The sequence below is a fragment of the Nostoc sp. genome, from assembly GCF_036917095.1.
Lineage (GTDB): Bacteria > Cyanobacteriota > Cyanobacteriia > Cyanobacteriales > Nostocaceae > Nostoc.
In genome coordinates this window covers 172730-193329 of the sequence record NZ_JBALFH010000020.1, presented here as the reverse complement: position 1 = coordinate 193329, position 20600 = coordinate 172730, and the positions used below count along the sequence as shown (strand labels likewise).

The following is a 20600-nucleotide window of genomic DNA, read 5'->3' as shown; positions in this document are numbered from 1 at the left end:
CCAAGTTACCAATCCAAGATACGATGGACGTTAATTTACGTATCCTTTTACTGAATGCATATGAAGCGCTATTGGTCGCGTTTGCTTGCGCTGGTTTTGGTTGTATCTATCGGCTTAATGGGCTGTTCTGGCAGTCCAGATAGCTTAACTGGGGATTATCGCCAAGACACCTTAGCTGTGGTCAATGTTATGAGACAAGCTCTGGATCTATCACAAGATTCATCAGACAAAGCAGCAGTTCAAGCAGAAGCGCGTCAAAAAATTAATGACTTTTCAGCTCGCTATCAGCGAGTTAACTCTGTTTCTGGTCTTGGCTCCTTTACAACCATGCGAACAGCCCTCAACTCCCTAGCTGGACACTACAGTTCTTACCCAAATCGTCCTGTACCCGAAAAACTCAAAAATCGTTTAGAGAAGGAGTTACAGCAGGTAGAGACGGCGCTGAAGCGTGGCGGTTAATTCTTAACTATTGCCTACTCCATCATCAAGAGTCGATACTTTTGGCTCTTGATTATTTTGCCAATTTGATATAAATCAGATTTTTCAATTTTCAAATAAACTGATTGACACTTTTCTAACTAAAAGCCTTGTCACAGTTCAACTTACTTTGTCTCCATCCAATTTTCACCGACACGCGCATCCACCAGCAACGGCACACTTAACTCGACTGCATTTTCCATCACCGACTTAATTTGCGGTTGTAATTCTTCCCATTCATCAGGGGGGATTTCAAATACTAATTCATCGTGAACTTGCAACAACAAACGCGCCTGATAGTTTTTCAAAACCTCATGCAGTCTTACCATTGCAATTTTGATAATATCAGCGTTGGAACCTTGAATTGGTGCATTGGCAGCAGAGCGTAGTAAACCCGCATCAAAAGGGCCCAAATTTTTCAATTTACTCAGATCGATATCTTCTGGGTTACTGCCTTTTAATTTGCGTAAACTGTTATTAGTAAAGTCAAAATAACGACGGCGACCGAAAATAGTTTCTACATAACCAAGAGCGATCGCTTCTTTTTTCACTCGCTCTAAATATGCGAATACTTTCGGATATCGTTCATTAAACCGCTTAATGAACTCGTTGGCAATCGTCTTATCTATCCCAGTTGAGCGCGAAAACCTTAGAGAACCCATTCCATAAATCACACCAAAATTGATAGTTTTTGCCATCCCTCGTTCTTCTGAGGTGATATTTTCTTTTTCAAACACTAACCGCGCCGTAACAGTGTGAACATCTTCATTTTGCTGATATGCTTGCACTAATATCGGCTCTTGACTCAAATGAGCCAAAATCCGCAATTCAATTTGTGAGTAATCAGCAGCCACCATTAGCCAACCAGCTTCTGGCAAAAACGCCTTCCGAATTTGGCGACTAAAAGCTGTGCGAATGGGGATATTTTGCAAATTCGGATTAGAAGAAGATAACCTACCAGTTGATGTTGCTGCTTGGTTAAAATCAGTATGCACTCGCTGCGTATCTGGACGCACCAATGCAGGCAATGCATCAACATAAGTAGACTTTAATTTAGATAAAGTGCGATACTCAATTATCGCCTCAACAAATCCAGTGTTATCATCTTCTTGAAGTCTTTCCAGCGTTGCTGCATCTGTAGAGAAGCCCGTTTGAATTTTACGAGAATGTCTGGTGCTTAACCCCAACTTTTCAAACAAAATTTGGCTCAATTGCTTCGGAGAACCCAAATTAAAATTTTCTCCAGCTATTTCAGTTGCTTCCTCTTTTAACCTGGCTAACTCAGTTTCTAAATGCTGCGAAAGTTCTTGTAAATAAGCTGAATTAATCCGAACGCCTGTATATTCCATCTGGGCTAAAACCGCTTCTAGTGGCTGTTCGACTTCCACTAATAGCTTAGACAAAGCTGGAAATTGCTCCAGTTCCTCACGCAATTTCGCCACTAAACCAAAGGTAGAATAAGCATCCATACCGCAGTAATCTGCGACGGCGGGAATATCTATATCAGCGATGGTTTTACCTTTAGGAACTAAATCTAAGTAACTTTTTGCGATCAATCCCAAATATCGCTGCGCCAAATCCATCAAATTATGGCTAGAATCTGGATTTAGAATGTAACTTGCCAGCATGGGATCGAACACTACTCCCGCCAAATTAATTCCTTGACACTTTAAAACTAAGCGGTCAAATTTGGCATTCTGTAAAGCTTTAGGATAATCAGCACTTTCAAGAATTGGGCGTAATGTTTCTAGAGCCAAATCTTTATGCAAATTTTCCCCAGTTTTGTGCCCCACAGGAATATAGGCTACTTCATCTGGTTCCTTTCCCCAACAGCAACCAATTCCTACTAACTCAGCATCTCTTGGTTCTAAATCAGTAGTTTCAGTGTCCCAAGCAACGGGAGTCTCTGGGTTAGTGAATGTTTGCAAAAGTTTTACTAACTCAGTTAATTTGGCTTCGGTGTTGATGATGCGTGGTGTAATTGGGGAAGTAGATTGTTGTGGAACTGCGGCTGTATCGCTAGCACTGAAAAACCACAAATCATTATCTTCATCAGCGCTGAATTCTGAGTTAGAAAACTTGGAATTCCTTGCATCTGTTTTGGTTTCTTGCTTTTCTTCAACTTTGCCACCAAAACGTTGTTGAAGGTCGTTTATCTTGCCTAAAAAAGACTTGAATTCTAACTTTTCTAAAATTGGTGATAAGACGTTTGTATCAAATCCTTTTAATTTGCAATCTTCTAAATCAAATTCTATAGGAACATCTAAAACTATAGTTGCCAAATAGCGAGACTTATCGGCATCTTCTTTACCCGTTGCCAGTTTTTTCTGAGTTGCGCCTTTAATTTCATCTAACGCAGCATAAACACCATCGAGCGAACCATAGGTATTTAGCAGCTGCACTGCTGTCTTTTCCCCAATTCCCTTGACACCAGGAATATTATCTGATTTGTCGCCACAAAGAGCTTTGAAATCAACAATTTGTGAAGGTAAAACCCCCATTTTTTCTTTGACTTGTTCTGCTTCAAATTCCGTGATGCTATTTGTAGAGCGTTTTAGGGCATCTGGACTAAAATTCAGAACAGTGATTTGTTTGTCAGAGTCGATCAACTGAAATAAATCGCGATCGCCAGTCAGAATCTTCACCCTATACCCAGCAGCAGTTACTCGTTGTGCTAAGGTTCCCAAAACATCATCTGCCTCGTAACCAGGGGCAGTGAAAATTGGGAGATTGAAGCCATTTAGCAACTCATGCAGGTTTGCTAAGTCGGGAATGAAGTCTTCTGGCGTTTCTTTGCGATCGGCTTTATAAGTCTCGTCAGCTTCGTGACGAAAAGTGGCCTCACCCAAATCAAAAGCGATCGCCATTGCTTGTGGCTGCTGCGTTGCCATTACTTCCACCAGGCACTTCACAAAACCAAAACAGATACTGGTAGGAATGCCTGCTTTAGTACGCAGTCCTCCATCTCGCCCTTTGGCGAAAGCAAAGTATGAACGATAAGCCAGAGAGTGCCCATCTACGAGGATGAACGTGGGGCGTGTTGCAGTTGCAGAAGTAATTTCAGACATAGCCCTATTTTAGCCAGAAGCTTTGTCACATAGTTAGCAATTTCAGATGCTCGTTCAGCTTGGTTTTGGCAACAAGAGAGCACTTTTTGCGTACCAGCTTATTAAATGTATAACTTTATATAGCATAACTTATACGTATTTGCAGCCTTAGTACAGAAGCCAAGTAGAACCAACTTTTAGCAGGGATCTCTGCCCAATTAAGTCATGTGGGTAGAAATGAACATAATAATGATATAACCAGATCCCCAACTTCTTAACAGAAGCCGGGGATCTATCTCCTGAGCGTTTTATGTTTAATTAAGTTGACCTAGCTTACTAGAATTCAATTCTCAGGAACTAACAAAAACTAGCTTAATATTTCAGCACATGACTACCGCTATCAAAGCCTCTTTGCCTTAACAAAACTTTATACATACCTACAAAAAAGTATATTTGTTGAAGGAATTTGAACATGAAAACTTTACAGAAATTTACGTGTATTTATCAAGCCTACAAGCAAAATTTCAGAGTTAAAAATAAGTTAGCAATCCTGTAATAATTCGTTTCAGAAAAGCATCTTCTATTCATGACAACAAAACTATTCAACACTCTAGCTGCTGCCACAACTTTGGCAGGAATTGTTGCAACATCTGGAGCAGCTAATGCAGCTTCTCTCTCTTATACTAGTTCCAGTAATTACGATTTCACAGACATCATTGATGCACCTCTGAGCGTCCAGCAATTTAACTCATCTCTAGGCACACTCCAAGGTGTAACAATAGAATTTACTGGTGACCTACTTGGAAATGCAGGTTTTGAAAACAGAAGTAAAAGCCAAAGTAAGATAACACTAGATATTACTAGTGACTTTAGCTTAAAACTAAATAATCAGTCTCTATTGGATTTAAATCCAGAATATAGTTACAGTTACCAAGCTACTAAGTATGATGGCATCACTGATTATAGTGGTGGCTCTGGAAAAACTATTTCTAACTTAACTGCCACACAATCTGCTACGCAGTCTTTCAGTAATCCCCAATTCTTGCAGTCTTTCATTGGTAATGGCAACATAGACTTTTTGTTCTCAGCTTTAGCCGAATCAGTAGTTGCAGCATCGGGTAACATAAAATCCGAGGTTGAAACATATGCCAAAGCAAGTATCAAAGTTACTTATAACTACGAGAATGTGAAGAGAAGAGTACCTGAACCCTCTACCACACTTGGAGTTGGTTTAATTGCTGGGCTTTGTCTGTTGTCACAACGCAAAAAAAGCTGGATTAAGGTGTCCAATTAATAGACTTTTTTGAACAGGTAAGTTTTTTCCATCCCATCTATCGGTTAGCCTATCTAAATTAAAATCCCCGATTTCTTTGAGAATCGGGTTTTTTTGTTGCGACTATTAGCCAGATTTTTTAACAACTTAATTGTGTGACTCAGCATCCTCACGGCATGGAAATTAGGTTGACTAGAGAACTCAATTTTTTCCACTACTCCCCACTGGTCGCTAGAGCCTGTTAACCTCTTACTGGAACTTAAAATCTAGGAAATTATGCAGAAAGCATCTGCTACACATTTGGCATCTAATGATAATCAGGCTGCTGCAAAAGATATAAAACTATTAGTTTTGGATATAGATGGCACGATCGCTGGACACTCTAACACCATCAGCAAACCTGTAAAGCAAGCTATTGTTGCAGCGCAAGCACGAGGAATTCAAGTGGCGATCGCTACAGGCAGAATGTATCGTTCAGCCTTGCGCTTTCACCAAGACATCGGCTCTACCCTACCATTAATGGCTTATCAAGGAGCCTGGATACAAGACCCGATCTCCCAAAAAATTCATCGCCATTGGGTTGTTTCCAGGGAAATCGCCCACCAGTTACTCGACTATTTTGAACAACCTGAGTTGCGATCGCTTCTATCTGTCCACTTTTATATCAACGATCGGCTATACGTTCGTGAGATAACTAGAGAAACCCAAATTTATGCAGAACGTTCCGATATTACCGCGATTCCTGTGGGTGATTTGCGTCAAACCTTAACAAATGAACCGACAAAAATTCTCGCTTTGTCTGATGACACTGATGCGATCGACAAGCTATTGGGAAATTTACGCCGCCAATACACACCTGCTGAACTTTATCTCACAACATCTGTTGCTACCTTCTTGGAAGCAACTAACGCCTCTGTAAATAAAGGAACTGCTGTACGTTACCTAGCCGAAGAATTGCTGGGATTACAGTTAGCCAATGTCATGGCTATTGGCGATAACTTCAATGATGTGGAAATGCTGGAGTATGTTGGACTTGGCGTAGCTATGGGCAACGCACCAACAGGAGTGCAAGCGATCGCTCAGTGGGTAGCTCCTAGTGTAGAGGAAGACGGAGCAGCAGTAGCAATTGAAAAGTTTTTGCTGTAATGAGGGCACTTTTTCAAACCTAAACCATATAAATCAGAAAGGACACCGACGACTGGCCGTGTTTCGTCTCGGTGCCCTAGCTGGTTCGCTCCTCACACACCTGCTAATGTAGCCGAGGTGGTGCATTGAGTCAATAGCTATTATAAAAGTTTTTATTTTGCCTAAGCGACATTACCGATTTATAACTCCAAGGGCGCAAAAATACCCAAGTTTTCCTCTAGCACAAATCTTAATACTGACTGAGTAGCCATAAGCAATCCGAGTCTAGCTTGGGCTAGCTCTGGTGAGGTAATTTTCACCTCACCCCAAATCCGGCAATTAGACCAGAAGCTTTCAAAAGCTTGGCTCAAACTCAGTGCTACTTTTTCCCATTTCACAGAACCCTTAACATCAGGGCACTCTATGTTATCTACCACTTGCACTAACTCGGCAATTAGACGACGCTCATCTGGGTGATTTAGCCGCAGTCTGCCATCACAATTGAGCCAAGGTAAAGGGTTAGGAGAGATAACATCCCAAAAAGCTGGATTAGTATTTGGAACTGGTTCTCTAAGTTTTATCAATCCCTCTCGGTAAGCCAGTAGCACTAGCGAACAGCAACGTGCATGAGCGTACTGAACAGGAAACAAAGAATTGGGCATTGGGCTGAGGGCTGAGGGCTGAGGGTAAGGGGGGGAATTCAAAATTACCTCTTTCACTTCTACTCCCCGATCCCTATCTTCCTCTAGACTCCTCACTGCAAGACTTTGTAACCAAGTCGCTAACGTCGAGTGAGTCAATTCAAAATGTATCCACCCAGGGGGAACAATCTGGATGCTAAAAACGTCGCCACAAATCTTCGATAAATCTGAGGCGATCGCACTGGCAAGCTCCATCGTTTTTCGATTCTGAGATTTTGACAGTCGTAAAGCCACACTTGAGATATATAAAATGCTACTTGCATCTCTATCTTTATATAGATGACTTTTTTCGTCTTTTATGTGTATGTTTTTTGTTTTATAAGTATCAATGCTTAGTATTTTTATTAAATAACTATATAATAGCTGCTTAATTGACGTATATTTGCTAACTAGTAATCTATGATGCACGTAATTTTATTGAAATAAGCGTGTAAAATATATTTGTTGATTTTCTGTCATCTGTCTTACGATATAAATTTAATTTAGATGAAGAAAAATGAGAGGAGGATAAAATTTGATGAATAATCGATGAATAGTAAGTAAACTTTACTACCATCATTGTACAGTAGGAAGTATAACAAAAGAGTAGAGAGTAATTTGCTTTCTATTCTTTGGATTGGCTGGCGCTGTTAGGCGTTAAGCCTGCCTCGCCAACACAAAGACACTCCTTGCACCTTTTGATCACGTCTTTGTCTTCAGCCGAACGCTCTTTGTTACCTATGCAATCTCCATCCTCCTTTTCTGAGGCATCACGGCCTTTTTTGACTTGGCAACGCATTCTTGACTGGGCTCAAGAACACTACCGCTGCCGTACCTTTAGCAAAGATGAGCGCATTCCAGCCCGGCCTGGATTGCTATATTTGGTGCAAAGGGGTGCGATCCGCATGGTAGGAACCGCCCAAGTTAGTGCGACTGCCAGTCAGCTAACGTCTCGACGAATTAACAGAACCCCAGAAGAAGCGTTTTTGGGTTTTGTGGGAGCGGGACAGCCATTTGAAATTGTTGCTCAGTCACCATTCACACTCCAGGCTTACGCCCATGTTGACCAAACTGCGGTGCTGTGGATGTATTGGCACGATTTAGACAACTGGCCTCACTTCCGTCGTGAAGTTATGGATGCCTTTAGGTATCAGCACCAGCGTAAGCTGCTGTGGCTGAGTGCCTTAGGACAACGCCGCACAATTGACCGACTCTTAGGATTTCTCACATTGTTAATTGAGGAATATGGAGAGCCAGCAATGAGCGACACCGATCCTGATGTGATTCGCGGCTATTGCCTGCCCTTCCCCCTCACCCATGCCCAAATTGGGAGCGCGATTGGTTCGACCCGTGTCACCGTCACCCGCTTGATGGGTAAGCTGCGTCAACGCGGCTTAATCCTCACCCAAGGGGATAATCTAATTTGCTTGCCAGCAGAGTCGATTAATAGAGCTGGTTAAAGCACAGTTCAGAGCGGCGATTTCCGCCACTCTGTCTGAGTCCGATGGACTACGCCCCAACCGAGGCGATCGCTTTTGTCAGCGAATTTTGACAAACCCAGCTTGGTTAATCAGTTCCTGTCCCTGCTCAGTTAGCAGTAAGTTGGCGTAAGCGACACCTGCTTGCTGCTCAGTCTGACCATTCTGTTTGACCACCACAAACAGATTGCGGGTAATCGGGTATTTTCCTGATTGGAAAGCCTCAATGTTCAATTTGTTTCGTTTACCAGGACATTCGGACGGGAGGACAGATGGTTCTTGGTAAGGAGCAATATATTGCCCTTGCGTTCGCCCCAACGGCAAGGGTTTGATTGAGCATTGAGGAATCACCTCTGGGGCAGAAGCGTAGTAGATGCTACCAGGACTACCAGCCAATTTTTGCAAGGCTTGGGTGGTTGTGGAGATAAATTCCACATTGGAGCTGAAAGCTTGACCACCCAATATGTCTTGGACAAAAAGTTCCACCGTACCGCCATCAGCAAGGCGGCGGGAATAGGGCTTAATCGGAATATTGGGGCCGCCCACCTGGCTCCAATTATTGATTTTGCCTGTGTAAATTGACTTTAACTGCTCTACCGTCAGCCCTGAGATATTGAGGTTAGGGTTAACTGCGACTGCCAAACCATCAATTGCCACAGGAATTTGTTTCAAACTGAACCCACGCTGTTGGGCACGGCTTAATTCTCGATCTATAACTGGTCGGGAGGACTGGGCAAAAGCTAATTGACCGTCTATCAGCGACTCGATACCAGTACCAGAACCAGGAGATCCACTGCTGGGTTCTACATAACGCAGCCGAAGTTCTGGTCGCGCCGCTTGAATTGCTGAATCAACTACCAGTCGAATCGGTGCCCAAGATGTACTGCCTCCGTAATTGAATAATCCTGTAGGAACATCCTGTACTGAAGTGAAAGTATTGCCAGTAGGTTGTTCTGATGCGGTTTGGGGAGTTTTGGTGCTACCAGAATTAATTGTATTTAGATTGACATTAGACTTTCTAGTAAAGAACCAAAAACCACCAGCTATTAGTCCAACCGTGATTATGATGGATAAGACAAGAATAGCTGTTTCATTTTTTTGGGACATAGTATAATTACCCGCACGTCCATTCAATATAAGTGCTTAACTTGATCAGTGCTTGCTACTTGAGATTGTATTTGGAAGACGGGTATTTTCTTAACGAATGCTGACAAATTCTCACTTCTGACTACTTTAAAAGTCAAGGTATAATAAATTTACCCGGAATTGTTCGTCTCTTCTCTCAAGGCTTGATTGCTGGTGAGGATAAGTTTACTAGTTGAAACTAAGAATTTTCCCCATAAAGCTCAATTTCCCATGTTGAGAGTTTTTCCAGGTTAAGTATTGGTTAATTTTTAATTTTTTATTGCTGATTAACGCACTGGTTCAAAGTCATAACCAGTGCGGGAGCGAGAACCAGGAACGATTTTCACAAGTTGGACTGGGGCATTGCGATCGCCTGACGCTAAAAACCGAATTGTACCAGAAGCGCCAGTGGCAGAAAAGTAAGAGGAAAAGAGTGCTTTTTGGACTCCCGATCGCGTGGGATTGCTTTGTAATGCCGCAATCAGAGCGACAGTGGCATCATAGCTGAGGGCGCTTCGCCAACTCACATCCGCGCCCCATAACTGCCGTGATTTCTGGGGAAAATCTGATTTAGGATCGCCATCAATATGCCAGGGAACTGCCAATACCATCCCCACAGCTTGTTCTCTGCCAATTTCTAAAGTTTTAGCGGTGTAAACATCATCTCCCGCCAGCAGAGTTAACTTTTTCTGATTAATCTGAACTACTTGCAGCGCTTTATCCAAAGTTTCAGTGTTAGCAGCTAACATCAAAACTTCTGCGCCTTGCTTAGTTGCTTTTTCTACACTTTTAGCCGCACTAAAATCCGCCTGGGACAAATCAAATTCGCTCGATACTTGTCCACCTTCTAAGGAAACAGATGAGATGAACTCAGATTTTAAAGACTGACTATAGTTACTCTGAGAATTAAAGAAAACCGCCGCATTTTTTTTCTGCAAGGTTTTCACCATATAGTTGGCTAAACTTCTAGCAGCCATAAAATCACTAGGAACCGTGCGAAAAACGTAGTGGCTAAAGTTAGAAATTTTTACAGATGTGCTGGTAGGAGATATGGCTACAAGTTGCCCAGAAGTATAAATAGTACCTGCGGCTAAGGTGGAATCGCTAGTAGTCGGCCCAACTACACCTAATACTTCTGAATTGCTGACTAGGTTGGAAGCGATTTGCTTGGCTATTTCTGGATTGTCGTCGTCATTAGCTATCCCTACCTTCAACGGCACTCCCTTGACTCCCCCAGAGCTATTAACTTGATTTTGGGCTTGGGCTATGCCACGTAAAATTTCTAAAGAAGCATTGGGGTCAGTGCCTATTGGTACAGAAGCGACAATGGTATAGCTCTTGGAAGAGCCAATGCGGGCATTGTTAAGAAAGATCAGCGCTTCTGGATCGTTACGGTTGAGTTTTAGGGCGGCTGTGAAATTGGCGATCGCTCGATCGTAACTTTTAGCAGCGATCGTCTGTACTCCTTCTTTTTTTACAGGAGAAATGTCACCTGGAGTCAAAGTTTTTTCCCCAAAACTAATCCGGTCTTGTAGGGATGGATTGCTGCCTGTTTCCTGATTGGGAATGATGGTATTACCAATTTTGACCCCAGAGCCATTAGTAAACCACCACACACCACCGCCAACTATTCCAATTGTCAACAACAGAGCCAAGGCTAAAATTTTGGTTTCATTCTTTTGTGACATGAACAAATTTGAATAAAATAAAAATGTTTATTATTTGATTATTTTGCTAAATCTAACCACTTCGATTATTTAATTCTGACAAATCCAGCTTTTTCGATCGGTTCTTGACCTTGGGTGATAACAGCGGCTAAGAAAAGGCTAAGTGTTTCGTTTTTCTGAGACATAGATGGCTGTTAGCAGCAGGAGTTTTTTAAAGTAACAAAGATAATAATTTATAAATAAGTCGGAATACGGCTGTTAGTGAAATGGCTACTAAGCCTGCTGCAACTGCTAAAACAACTACTGCCTCAATACCAATACCCCCTTGTAAAAAAGGGAGAAAAAAAATAATAGCAAAAGTAATTGCCGGAATAATTAATAAATCGAACTTTTCAATCCACCGTCTGGTTTGGGCAAATATTAGTAACCCTAAAATCACACATGCAACAGTGAAAGTAAGTATTGGTGATTTTACTAGACTGAAGAGGGCGATCGCTATCAATGCACCCTCAAATCCACTAAATGCCGCCCCACCCAATAATTCCACTGTAGAAAACGCTGGTTGAGTTGATGGAGGGCGGGGGACGACGGGACTAGAACCTTTGGATGGTTGGGGCGGAAGTGTTACAGAGGGCGAATTAAGTTGTGTAGAGGCTTGAGCCGCCTGTGAGTTAAGTGCATCTAGAACCTCTTGGGCTGACTGGAAGCGCTGATTAGCAGCAGGGAGCAACATCTTGTCTAAAATGTCAGCAAGGTGAGAGGTGACACTGACTTGCGTTGGCGAAGCCTGCACTACGTGCATTCGCCATTTCCATTGGTTGCTATAGGCATCAAATAGTTGAACTGCTTCCTGATTTGTCAACAAGGTAATAAGAGTTACAGCCAACGCGTATAAGTCTGTAGATGGGAATACTTGACCCCCAGTCATCTGCTCAGGTGGTGCAAACCCCATAGAATAAATTCCTGTGGAAGAGGCAGCAGAACCGAGTGCAACATTTGTTACTTGCTTAACTGCGCCAAAATCTAGTAGGAAAAGTTTACCATCACGACGGCGCATGATGTTAGAGGGTTTGATGTCTCTGTGGATAATGCCTTTATCATGGACAAACTTTAGCACCTTCAGAATTTCTTGCAGCACCTCTAACACTTGCTGTTCAGAGAATTTGCCATTTTGAACTAATTCTTCTTCTAAGTTTTGCCCATTAATGTATTCTTGTACCAAGTAAAAAAATTGGTCTTGCTGTCCTGATTGCAAGCTATTAACTATGACTGGAAAGAAGGCAAACAAATCAGGAATTTGCTCGCAATCGTTACCAAGCTGTGCTAAAGCTTCTGCCTCTCTCTCAAACATCAACTGCGCTTGTTGGAGTTGAGTTAAGGTTAAATTCCCCGCCGGTTGAAACTGCTTAACCACGCATTGACGCATTCCTGGTATTCGGCGATCGCGTGCCAAAAAGGCTGCTCCAAATCCTCCCCTTCCCAGCAGCTTCATGGGTACATATCGACCATCTAGCATCAGTGGCATACCGCAGGTAGTACAGTACTTTTGCTGCGTTGTTTTCAGCGTCGTAATATCATCTAAATCGGCAAAATAGTTTTGTGGGCGTAGGCAACGTGGACGAGTACAGTAAACTTCCATTTTCGCGATTAGTCATTAGTCAAATAATTCCTAATTGATAATTCGTAATGACGCTCTCTTACGAGCCGCTTTGCGTAGCTTGCTTCACCGTAGTAGTACGCGGACTCGCTTTGCGCGTCGCTAACGTAATTCATTCAGGTTAGATAGAAACTAAATTTATTTAAGAAGAACAGGAACCTTTTTTCCTGATGTCAAACCCCTAGCTTGCCTACGGCACACTGTGCGAACAGCTATGAGGTAATAATTACGAATTACGTAGGCGCAGCCTTGCAGTAGGGTATTACGAATTATTTGGTCATCGATCGTTTACAAAACAACAAATGACAAAAAAAGAAGTATGATCGCCGACTTCCGGCAATAGCGGAGCCTTTTCGAGTCCGCATCCCTTGCGCGTCTAGCTCCCTTTCCCGTTCGCTGAAAGTATCTCTAAGAGTAAGGGTACAGAACTTCAAAGACTAATGACTAGATTTTAGCCATCGCCGGAGGAGGCAGGCGTCACTGCTTCTAATGTAGTTACCACCATGCTTTTTTGTGCCAATGTTAACACATCTTGATTCCATCCTGGGTTCGCAAACTGGGGCAAAATGTCTTGACTAAAAGCTTCTGCGGCCTTGGATCTATAGCGATTAGGATTAAAAATCAGCCACAGTGTCCGTTTGACGACGACGCCTTCAATGTTGGCACGGTGTAGAACACCCATTTGTAACTCTTTAGCGATCGCGCTAGTTGAGACAAAGGCAGCTCCCAAACCAGATTGCACGGCATTTTTAATTGCTTCAATGGAATTTAGTTCCATTTCAACTCTCAAACGCCTTGTATCAATTTCACAGCGTGCTAACACTTGGTCAATTACTTTGCGGATAGTCGATTGGGAATCTAGGGCAATGAATTGTAATTTATACAGGTCTTCTTTTTGGATTTTTTCAAGTTTGGCAAAGGGATGAAAAACAGGTAAAATCAGCGCTAGTTCGTCTTCGGCGTAAGGAAGAATTTCTAAAGATTCTGATAGTTCACCGGGAATTTCACCACCAATAATCGCCAGATCGACTTGTCCGTTAGCGACACTCCAAGCAGTTCGTCGGGTAGAGTGGACGTGTAATTGCACCGCCACATCTGGATATTTTTGTCGGAACATACCGATCATTCTGGGCAAAAGATAAGTGCCGGTGGTTTGGGAAGCACCGACAATCAAAGTACCGCCTTGGAGATTTTGTAAATCCTCGATCGCGCGGCAGGTTTCCTGACACAGACTGAGGATTTTTTCACCGTAGCTTAATAGTAGATGCCCTGCTTCGGTTAATTGGGCGCGTCGTCCTCCCCGATCGAATAAGGGGACATCTAGCTGCCGTTCGAGATTTTGCACTTGCAAGCTGACGGCAGGTTGAGAAACGTAAAGACTATCAGCGGCACGCTTGAAGCTTCCTTCTTGTGCGATCGCTTTGAGGATACGTAACTGATCTAAAGTGAAAGGAAGGTCAGACATAAGGCTCAAACCACAAACTTTGAAAGGAGCGGATGCACACAACAAATCAGTTTTGGCAACAATCAGCCAAACATGATTTGTTGCATATTAAACTTGAAGACTTGACTCGAAAAAGACAGTAGCACAACATCTTGACTAAAGTCTCCTTTGGAATACTTTGTGGTATTGGTTGTACTGATTTCAATTTTCTTTAAATTACTTCACCCGTGTATATGCTGCTGATTTCTTGGTTGACACCTAGTCATTTTGTCATACTGGGGTTACAAATAGCTTTTGCGATCGCTCATAGTGGAGGCGCTGCTTTGCGCCCTTGGGCAGAAAAATATATTGGCCCAAGGCTTTATCGCATTCTCTTTGCATTAGTCAGCCTACCGTTGGCTGTGATACTAATTATTTACTTTTTTGGGCACCGCTATGATGGTTTGCAACTTTGGCAGGTACAAGGAGTGCCAGGAGTGCAAGAATTTGTTTGGGTGCTGTCAGCAATCTCGTTCTTGTTTTTATATCCTGCTACCTTCAATCTACTAGAAATTGCTGCTATTCAAAAGCCCCAAGTTCATCTCTACGAAACAGGAATTATTCGGATTACCCGTCATCCCCAGATGGTGGGACAAATAATTTGGTGTGTTGCTCATACTCTCTGGCTAGGTACTACTTTTACCCTTGTGACTTCCATTGGATTGGTGTTGCATCACTTGTTTGGGGTTTGGCACGGGGATCGCCGCCTGAGCGATCGCTATGGGGAAGCTTTTGAAATTGCCAAACAGCGGACTTCAATTATTCCCTTTAAAGCAATTATTGACGGGCGTCAATCTCTCAAATGGCAGGAATTTCTCCGCCCCGCCTATTTGGGAGTTGCCATTTTTATAGCTTTGCTTTGGTGGTCGCACCCTCTATTGCTGGAAGCAACTAGTAAGATAAGATGGGAAATCTAGGCGATCCCCGCTGTCAGCATAAAATCCAAAATAGTTGACGATTTCAGCTTATCAATTGCTCCAAATCAATGTAGGATAAATTCAAACATCTATCAGTGGGGGTGCGTTCAGTCAGCTTGAGATTTTATATTGGTAGTTGAAGCCCCGTTGTCTTTCCTTGGGAGGAAGTGGCAGATTTAGTCAAATCCCCAGGCGACTACGGCAATGAGGAGTCTAACCATCAAAAAAAGCCAGCGCGACTTTCTTTCACGGTGGCTTTTTTGTCAGAGACACATCAACGCACTCAATATTTTGCCTAATTATTCTGTGTCCTGAGATTTGGTTCCTGAAAGCATCTATCGGCAGTTACTGACTTGCCAATCCTTCACTTCACTGCTGATAGAGAGTTTGATATAAAAACCTTATAATCCAAGAGGCGTCATGGTGTTGTCGGTTAGTGAGCGGACATTTACTCAAGAAGTTTTAGAATCACCTATTCCTGTTTTAGTTAATTTTGAAGCACCTTGGTGTGGGTTGTGTCGGGTTATCCACCCACTGTTGTTGCAATTTCAAGCCCAATGTGGGGAAGAAATTAAATTAGTTGGGGTTAACGCCGATCAAAATTTTAAATTGTCAACTACTTATAGGCTAAAGTCACTGCCAACTTTACTTTTGATTGAAAATGGAACCGTTCGGCATCGCCTGGAAGGCTTTCGCGGCAGAGAAGATTTACGTCTAGCTTTAGAAGAGATTAAAGCCAGCTACAGCAATTACCCGAAAATCTACAAAAGTTCAAAAACAGTGGACTTAGAGTGTCGGTCAGCCTGAAGAGAGTGCCCAGCCGTGAGTAATAATTAAACTCACGACTGGGCACTCAGCACTCAGAAGTATTTTCGGCAAATCTAAAACCATGCTTAACACCCCACCCAATCAGCCTTGGGTGGGTTATTTTATCCTAAAGGGCGTGTGTCACAATTATTAACAGTTTCGACACGCTAATCAAGAATTCTAAAAGTAGGCGTCAGTGATGGAAGCAATCTATCAGTATGCCTGGCTGATTCCGGTGTTCCCTCTTTTTGGGGCAATGCTGGTCGGTCTAGGGTTAATCTCGTTGAATCAGGTGACAAACCGCCTCCGCCAGCTTAACGCTGTGGTGATTATCTCCATGATGGCAGCAGCTATGGGGCTGTCGTTTGCCTTGCTCTGGAGTCAAATTCAAGGACATCCGGCTTATATTCGCACCTTTGAGTGGGCGGCAGCAGGTAATTTTCACCTGAGCATGGGCTACACTATTGACCACCTGACAGCCCTAATGCTGGTGATTGTCACAACGGTAGCCTGCTTAGTCATGGTTTACACTGATGGCTACATGGCTCACGATCCCGGTTACGTGAGGTTTTACGCCTATCTCAGTTTGTTTGGCTCTTCAATGTTAGGTCTGGTGGTCAGCCCCAACCTAGTACAGATTTATATATTCTGGGAACTGGTCGGGATGTGTTCCTACTTGCTGGTCGGCTTTTGGTACGATCGCAAGTCAGCAGCAGATGCCGCTCAAAAAGCGTTTGTAACCAACCGCGTGGGCGACTTTGGTCTATTACTCGGCATTTTGGGGCTGTTCTGGGCAACAGGAAGCTTTGATTTTAATATCATGGGCGATCGCCTCGCCGAACTCGTCGAATCAGGTTCTATCAGCAATTTTCTCGCTGTCCTGTTTGCGATTTTAGTTTTCTTAGGCCCAGTAGCGAAATCAGCCCAATTTCCCCTCCACGTCTGGCTACCAGATGCGATGGAAGGCCCCACCCCCATTTCTGCCTTGATTCACGCGGCAACAATGGTGGCGGCGGGTGTTTTCCTGATTGCCCGGATGTACCCAGTATTTGAAGACGTTCCAGCCGCAATGAATGTCATTGCCTTTACTGGGGCGTTTACGGCGTTTTTGGGGGCTAGCATTGCGATTACCCAAAACGACATCAAAAAAGGCTTGGCTTACTCCACCATTTCCCAACTTGGTTACATGGTGATGGCAATGGGAATAGGTTCCTACAGTGCTGGACTATTCCACCTGATGACCCACGCCTATTTCAAGGCGATGCTGTTCTTGGGTTCAGGTTCTGTAATTCACGGTATGGAAGGTGTCGTTGGACACGACCCCGCCTTAGCGCAAGATATGCGCTTGATGGGTGGACTGCGAAAGTATATGCCTGTCACAGCAACTACTTTCTTAATTGGTTGCTTGGCAATTTCTGGTATTCCACCCTTTGCTGGTTTCTGGTCAAAAGATGAAATTTTAGGGAAGGCTTTTGAGGCTAACCCATTTCTCTGGTTTATCGGGTGGCTAACTGCCGGGATTACAGCTTTCTATATGTTTAGAATGTATTTCATGACATTTGAAGGCAAATTCCGGGGGACTGACGAGAAAATCAAGGAAAAGCTCAAGAAAGCTGCGGCGACAATTGTCCTGGAATTAGAGTCAGAAGAACCAGTCCCGAATTATGGGCCTGGGGCGATGAAGAAAGGAGAATTGGCGGCAACTAGTCAGCATCATGATTCCCATGACTCCCACGGACATCACAGCGACTCCCCCCACGAATCGCCGTGGACAATGACGCTGCCGTTGGCACTGTTGGCTGTGCCTTCGATTTTGATTGGTTTGGTGGGAACTCCCTACGCCAATTATTTTGAAGAGTTTATCTTTCCTCCTAGCGAAACTCTCTCCGAAGTTATAGAAAAGGCTTCCGAGTTCAATCCGACGGAATTCTACATCATGGCGGGTGCCTCAGTCGGAATTTCTTTGATTGCGATTACCCTGGCTTCGCTGATGTATTTGCGCCGTAAAATTGACCCGGCTGCGATCGCTGCTAAAATCCAACCACTTTACGAGTTATCCCTCAACAAGTGGTATTTCGATGACATTTACCATCGGGTTTTTGTCCTCGGCTTGCGTCGCGTAGCTAGACAAGTTATGGAAGTTGACTTCCGCGTTGTAGATGGTGCTGTTAACCTCACAGGCTTTTTCACCCTTGTTAGCGGTGAAGGTCTGAAGTACCTAGAAAACGGTCGCGCTCAATTCTATGCCTTGATTGTGTTTGGGGCGGTTTTGGGCTTAGTGATTGTCTTTGGTGTTACCTGATTTTAATCGGGGTGGGCGATCGTCCGCCCCTACATTATTTCTTGAATACAAAGTTTTTCTGATGTCTGTTAGTTGAATAATCGGTTGTCGGTGCAATTCGCTGCAACACATTGTTAGAAATTGTCCGACACATCATTATTTATGAGTCTTTCATACTCGGTAAGTAAGAAAGAAATGTAAGAACGAATAAGATTACAGAATAAGCGACCTTCAGAAAGCGTCATTGGTTTGCCCTCTTTTAGATCAAGTCCATGCCGACTACCACCACCAGTTGGTGACGAATGATAACCATGTAGATTTTCTAAACATTTCAATATATAGTTGATTGCTGTCCCTTCATTTGCATTGCGGAGTTCATTCACGATTACATTAAAGTATTTCCCTTTTATTGTCCCAGATACTAATTGCTCACCTCTAAAAGCAGTTGTAATTGATTCGAGAATCCAAAACAGTTCTTGAACTGCTTCTCTAGGCCGATTTTCAATCAGTAGTTGTTCAGAACGCGTTAGAGACTCACTAATGAGTTGTCTTGCAGACTCAGTAAGGGTTGGTGACGATTCAGACACAGGGATAGCTTCTTCACCTTCGGATAGCTTCACAAGTTTTGGTGGATGGATTTGATAAGCAATCTTGTGTTCAAGACAAATACCGTTGATACGTTCAATGTCAGGGATTGCATATTTATCCCGAAGATTCTCACACGCCTCGTAGAACGCCTCCAGAAACAGGGGTGAGTTTTTAGCCGCGTCTTCCAAATATGACCGTAAATCTGTGCTTGCCCAACTCTCTGAAGTACTCCAGACACTCGTAGAGCCTACTGTATGGGCAAAATACTCTTTAAAATACTCTAGTAACTCCCAGCGATTTCCTTTAGCTACTATTATGCCAATAAGTTTCTCAAATTCATCAATCGCTGTATTAGGAATAACTGAATCTGGTGAAGATTTAAAGCGCCATGAATCAGGAAATTGAAGTGACATTTAAATGTTACATCTTAAACAACAGTACTTGTATAACTTATTAGAGCTTCATCTTGCAAATCTTCCAGGTACTCTCGGAGTAGAAGATAAGATACATTTAGGTGAGACAACTTGATAGATCGCGCGATATCCACCACTTTTGCCTGTCGGGATATCACTATTTTTTGCTCGAACTTTAAAAACGGTCAAGTCTATCCCAGAGATTTGATCACCAATAAAATTTCTAGCCTGTAACTGATCAATAATGGGTTCAATGTCAATTTGAATTTGGCGATCGCGATCAAGAGGTAAAATATAAAAATCTTTTTCCGCCGTACCCCACAATTAATTATCAATACTCATCGTGGGTTACTCTGTAGCTAACCCACCATACAAATTAATAGAAACCCAATATTTAGCAAAATAATAAATTTCTCACCAAATATAATTAAAAAAATAATTCATGTATTGTCAAAATCTAGTTTTCTCCCGTCATGCTATCCAACAAATGTTTTATCGTCGCATCAGTCAGAAAGAAGTAAAAACTGCGATTTCTTATGGAGAAGTGATAGAAGAAAATCCTGATGATACACCCTACCCCAGTTATCTAATATTGGATTTTATAGAAGGTAAGCCGATTCATGTGGTATTTTCCTACGATGAAGCTACAGATACAGGATATGTAGTAACAGCTTATATTCCTGATACTAATATTTGGTTAGATGGTTTTAAAACTAGGAAACAAAGATGATGAGATGCGTAATTTGTAGGCATGGAGAAACTAAACCAGGTTTAGTAACTGTGACATTAGAAAGAGATGAATGTATTATTGTCTTAAAAAAAGTTCCAGCAGAAATTTGTGATAACTGTGGTGAATATTATTTAAGTGATGCAGTTACAGAACAGGTTTTAGAAAAAGCAGAGTCAGCTATTAATAATGGAGCAGAATTAGAGATTATTAGATATGCGGCTTAGTTTTCTTATTGGCGTTTCTTTAGCGATGGGTTTGACTACGCGATCGCTTAAGGTAAGCTTTGCGAAATCTCTCTTTTAGCAGATTGGGCAGATGCAATCAGTTGTTGTTGAGTTTTGTTAAATGATTTATTCCATTTCAATTCATCTTGCAAATCTTCCACGTACTCTCTGAGATGTTCTGCAACTTTTTCTTGTACATCTTCAGATAAAGATTCCATCATCTTAATTACAGTAGCGATCGCTGGAGATGACATAATCTAATTTCCCTTATCAACTTTCCCTGTCTATTTTACTAAAAAAACTCAATCAAATCGCTCACTGTAGTCCCAAAGCTCTGAAACTGGGAAAGTTTGTCCTGCTGCTGCTTGTCGCACTGACGCTTGCAAATCGGCTAATATTTGTGCTTTTGGCTCTTGTTCATCAATCCAAGCTAAACCACTGACGTTATCAGAATTTATGGAACTTATAAGCTGTTGCCAAAGTTCTACAGGGACGAGTACATCTGTTGTTTCTCCATTTATGTTGGTCACATAGCGAATTTGACTTTCAATTTGTGCGATTATCATTATCAGGACTTACGCACAGGTAACGGAAAATGGAACCGCAGAGGACGCAGAGGGCACGGAGA

General features: G+C 42.7%; 19 protein-coding genes. 10 read left to right on the top strand and 9 right to left on the bottom strand.

The genetic code is table 11. The features are described 5' to 3' along the window. The first annotated feature begins 54 nt into the window (after nt 1-54). Nucleotides 55-459, top strand: a complete 405-nt coding sequence (gene psb27, locus V7L01_RS08890; protein ID WP_335033827.1) for a photosystem II protein Psb27 — start codon at nt 55-57, stop codon at nt 457-459. A gap of 143 nt (nt 460-602) precedes the next feature. Here the strand turns inward: psb27 and polA are convergent, their stop codons facing one another. Then, nucleotides 603-3545 (bottom strand): DNA polymerase I, encoded by a 2943-nt coding sequence (polA, locus tag V7L01_RS08885; RefSeq protein ID WP_335033826.1) that lies wholly within the window; start codon nt 3543-3545, stop codon nt 603-605. A 565-nt stretch (nt 3546-4110) separates the two neighbouring features. Here polA and V7L01_RS08880 point away from each other — a divergent pair. Both V7L01_RS08880 and V7L01_RS08875 read left to right on the top strand, forming a co-directional pair. Continuing rightward, on the top strand, nt 4111-4818 hold the full coding sequence (locus tag V7L01_RS08880; protein WP_335033825.1) for a PEP-CTERM sorting domain-containing protein: 708 nt from the start codon (nt 4111-4113) through the stop codon (nt 4816-4818). Nucleotides 4819-5073: 255 nt separating this feature from the next. Beyond that, a complete protein-coding gene (locus tag V7L01_RS08875; RefSeq protein ID WP_335033823.1) occupies nt 5074-5943 on the top strand; it encodes a Cof-type HAD-IIB family hydrolase in 870 nt (289 codons plus the stop codon). Nucleotides 5944-6122: 179 nt separating this feature from the next. Here V7L01_RS08875 and V7L01_RS08870 read toward each other — a convergent pair whose 3' ends face one another. Continuing rightward, a complete protein-coding gene (locus tag V7L01_RS08870) occupies nt 6123-6818 on the bottom strand; it encodes a DALR anticodon-binding domain-containing protein (protein WP_335033821.1) in 696 nt (231 codons plus the stop codon). Between the two features lie 524 nt (nt 6819-7342). Between V7L01_RS08870 and V7L01_RS08865 the strand changes: the two genes are divergently transcribed. Continuing rightward, a complete protein-coding gene (locus V7L01_RS08865; RefSeq protein ID WP_012412419.1) occupies nt 7343-8062 on the top strand; it encodes a Crp/Fnr family transcriptional regulator in 720 nt (239 codons plus the stop codon). Nucleotides 8063-8140: 78 nt separating this feature from the next. Here the strand turns inward: V7L01_RS08865 and V7L01_RS08860 are convergent, their stop codons facing one another. The 4 genes from V7L01_RS08860 to V7L01_RS08845 form a co-directional block, all read right to left on the bottom strand. Continuing rightward, the gene (locus tag V7L01_RS08860; RefSeq protein ID WP_335033819.1) at nt 8141-9187 is read right to left on the bottom strand and encodes a PstS family phosphate ABC transporter substrate-binding protein; all 1047 of its coding nucleotides are present in this window, start codon (nt 9185-9187) and stop codon (nt 8141-8143) included. 305 nt (nt 9188-9492) lie between these two features. Next, entirely contained in the window at nt 9493-10893 is a 1401-nt protein-coding gene (locus V7L01_RS08855) for an ABC transporter substrate-binding protein (RefSeq protein ID WP_335033817.1), read from the bottom strand. A gap of 190 nt (nt 10894-11083) precedes the next feature. Continuing rightward, nucleotides 11084-12511: a serine/threonine-protein kinase gene (locus V7L01_RS08850; protein WP_335033815.1), complete on the bottom strand. Its 1428-nt coding sequence runs from the start codon at nt 12509-12511 to the stop codon at nt 11084-11086. 469 nt (nt 12512-12980) lie between these two features. After that, nucleotides 12981-13994, bottom strand: a complete 1014-nt coding sequence (locus V7L01_RS08845; protein WP_335033813.1) for a LysR family transcriptional regulator — start codon at nt 13992-13994, stop codon at nt 12981-12983. Between the two features lie 212 nt (nt 13995-14206). Here V7L01_RS08845 and V7L01_RS08840 point away from each other — a divergent pair, with 212 nt between their 5' ends. The 4 genes from V7L01_RS08840 to V7L01_RS08825 all read left to right on the top strand — a co-directional run bounded on the left by V7L01_RS08840 (nt 14207) and on the right by V7L01_RS08825 (nt 18038). Continuing rightward, complete coding sequence (locus tag V7L01_RS08840) at nt 14207-14929, top strand: NnrU family protein (RefSeq protein WP_335033811.1); 723 nt, start codon at nt 14207-14209, stop codon at nt 14927-14929. A 167-nt stretch (nt 14930-15096) separates the two neighbouring features. After that, complete coding sequence (locus V7L01_RS08835; RefSeq protein ID WP_335033809.1) at nt 15097-15228, top strand: hypothetical protein; 132 nt, start codon at nt 15097-15099, stop codon at nt 15226-15228. A 121-nt stretch (nt 15229-15349) separates the two neighbouring features. Further along, complete coding sequence (locus V7L01_RS08830; protein WP_335033807.1) at nt 15350-15736, top strand: thioredoxin family protein; 387 nt, start codon at nt 15350-15352, stop codon at nt 15734-15736. A 199-nt stretch (nt 15737-15935) separates the two neighbouring features. Further along, entirely contained in the window at nt 15936-18038 is a 2103-nt protein-coding gene (locus V7L01_RS08825) for an NAD(P)H-quinone oxidoreductase subunit 5 (protein ID WP_335033805.1), read from the top strand. Between the two features lie 113 nt (nt 18039-18151). On the opposite strand, the gene V7L01_RS08820 is transcribed toward V7L01_RS08825, so the two are convergent. Next, nucleotides 18152-19018: a hypothetical protein gene (locus tag V7L01_RS08820; RefSeq protein WP_335033803.1), complete on the bottom strand. Its 867-nt coding sequence runs from the start codon at nt 19016-19018 to the stop codon at nt 18152-18154. 442 nt (nt 19019-19460) lie between these two features. On the opposite strand from V7L01_RS08820, the gene V7L01_RS08815 reads away from it, so the two are divergent. Both V7L01_RS08815 and V7L01_RS08810 read left to right on the top strand, forming a co-directional pair. After that, nucleotides 19461-19748, top strand: coding sequence for a DUF4258 domain-containing protein (locus V7L01_RS08815; protein ID WP_335033801.1), 288 nt, complete (start codon nt 19461-19463; stop codon nt 19746-19748). After that, nucleotides 19745-19972, top strand: a complete 228-nt coding sequence (locus tag V7L01_RS08810; RefSeq protein WP_335033799.1) for a type II toxin-antitoxin system MqsA family antitoxin — start codon at nt 19745-19747, stop codon at nt 19970-19972. Before V7L01_RS08815 ends, V7L01_RS08810 begins: the two co-directional genes overlap by 4 nt. Before the next feature lie 47 nt (nt 19973-20019). Here the strand turns inward: V7L01_RS08810 and V7L01_RS08805 are convergent, their stop codons facing one another. Both V7L01_RS08805 and V7L01_RS08800 read right to left on the bottom strand, forming a co-directional pair. Next, entirely contained in the window at nt 20020-20226 is a 207-nt protein-coding gene (locus V7L01_RS08805) for a hypothetical protein (protein WP_335033797.1), read from the bottom strand. A 48-nt stretch (nt 20227-20274) separates the two neighbouring features. Further along, nucleotides 20275-20538, bottom strand: a complete 264-nt coding sequence (locus tag V7L01_RS08800; protein WP_335033796.1) for a hypothetical protein — start codon at nt 20536-20538, stop codon at nt 20275-20277. Nucleotides 20539-20600: the final 62 nt, after the last annotated feature.